The organism is Microseira wollei NIES-4236 (assembly GCF_020521235.1).
In the GTDB taxonomy this organism is placed as follows: domain Bacteria; phylum Cyanobacteriota; class Cyanobacteriia; order Cyanobacteriales; family Aerosakkonemataceae; genus Microseira; species Microseira wollei.
On sequence record NZ_BLAY01000453.1, the window covers coordinates 1 to 1,226 of the forward strand.

Annotated in this window: 1 protein-coding gene and 1 pseudogene; both read right to left on the reverse strand. The window is 46.3% G+C overall.

All coding sequences use genetic code 11. The features are described from left to right. A pseudogene (locus MiSe_RS49190) lies at positions 1 to 577 on the reverse strand (reverse transcriptase N-terminal domain-containing protein); the annotation flags it as partial. A 26-nt stretch (positions 578 to 603) separates the two neighbouring features. Further along, entirely contained in the window at positions 604 to 858 is a 255-nt protein-coding gene (locus MiSe_RS49195; RefSeq protein ID WP_226594852.1) for a hypothetical protein, read from the reverse strand. Positions 859 to 1,226 lie beyond the last annotated feature (368 nt).

Below are 1,226 nucleotides of genomic sequence, written 5' to 3' on the forward strand. Positions count from 1 at the left end.
ACATATTTGGCTTTTTGCCTAATTGCGTTGTATATTGCTTCGATGGCATCATGACATGAGCGTCCGGGTCTAAATCCGTAAGAATTAACCTCGAAACGCGCTTCCCATTCCGGTTCGAGTGCTAGTTTTGATAGTGCTTGTAATGCCCTGTCGTACATCGTTGGTATGCCTAGGGGTCTTTTTTCTTCGCTTCCAGGTTTTGGCATCCAGACCCTAGGGGTGGGTTTCGTTTTCCCTGTTAGCTTCAGATTTTCAACCAGTTTTAGTCTGGCTTCCGGTTTTAAGGATTTAATCCCGTCAATTCCGGCTGTTTTCTTGCCTTGGTTGTCCTGTGTCACTCGGCGCACTGCTAAGCATCTGGCACTGACCTTATGAGGATTTTTTGCAGCTTTCGGACTACTTTGACATCCCCACGAAACGAGGCTCGGTATATCCGCTTTTGCAACTTGTAAACATCTTTTTCTATCTGTTTCCAGGGCAATTCCTGCCATTGATAGTCAGGTTTTGTTCCTAAACAGATAGGTATGTCTTGTTGCCATGCCACCCTAAACTTCAGTTTGGTTTTAGCCTTTTCCATTGCTACTTACAGCTATACCATCGATTTCACCAGCGTATCCTTTTGTTTCCAAAGGGCGTTTGCTTCTTACCCAATCCCTTCGGCTGGTTACCTTCTTGGGTATCGACCTCCCCAAGGGCATTTGTAGGGTTATTTCGTTCCCAGACACCATGATTGGGAACCTTTAGAGTGTTACTATCCACCGGGTTTACTGGCGGTGCAAGTTGGTCAACAACGAAATTGCCAACGCCGTATCCTTGCCTTTTGGCTTGGGCTGTTAACCGTCGTAGCCCATTTGCCATCGCGATGGTTCGGTCGTAACTTCAGCTTGTAGTTACTCGTGGGTTCTTGCTAGACGGGGTTTCCAGTACGGTTCTGGATTACCGCCGTTCATCCCCGCTTCACTCGTTTGATAACCATTCTCCCAAGTGGGGGATGTGCTTTCACCTCTGCACCAGAGGGATAGGACTGGGAATTTCTCGGATACTTTTCCTCACCTATATGGTGTCTTAGTTATCATCTCTAGAGGATTCAAGTGCTGCCTCAACCTATTGGTTACTCCAGAGAAGTTAGTCATCCCTGAATATTATTATTCATTTCGACTAAACGAATCGCACTCGGAGCTTTGCAGCGAGATACTCGAGCTTTAAAATTAACTCATTCCAAGCGG